Source organism: Acidisphaera rubrifaciens HS-AP3, from assembly GCF_000964365.1.
Taxonomy (GTDB): domain Bacteria; phylum Pseudomonadota; class Alphaproteobacteria; order Acetobacterales; family Acetobacteraceae; genus Acidisphaera; species Acidisphaera rubrifaciens.
The window spans coordinates 1-272 of sequence record NZ_BANB01000515.1 but is presented as its reverse complement, the minus strand read 5'-3'; the positions used below and the strand labels follow the sequence as shown (position 1 = coordinate 272).

At 71.7% G+C, this 272-nt stretch carries 1 protein-coding gene; it reads left to right on the top strand.

Annotated features, from left to right (window positions below; all coding sequences use genetic code 11):
- Positions 1-216: TOBE domain-containing protein (locus B8460_RS13955; RefSeq protein ID WP_199445651.1), on the top strand; the 216-nt coding region annotated here is incomplete at its 5' end.
- Positions 217-272: the final 56 nt, after the last annotated feature.

Genomic DNA, 272 nt, shown 5'->3' with positions numbered 1-272 from the left:
GCGCCGGCTGCGGTCAGCATGCACAACGTCATCGCCGGGCAGGTGGGCGAGGTGGTGACGGATGCGGTGCGCCATACCAGCCTGGTGCAGGTGGCGCTGGACGGGGGCGCCTTGCTGGCCCGCGTCACGCCCGACGCGATCGAGCGGCTCGGTCTGCGCGCGGGCGCGCCGGTATTCGCGCTGGTGAAGTCGGTGGCGATCGAGGTCCTCGGGTAGGGCCTGGCTCAGTCCTCGCCGCGCAACGCACGGTAGATCGTGTTGCGGGAGATGCC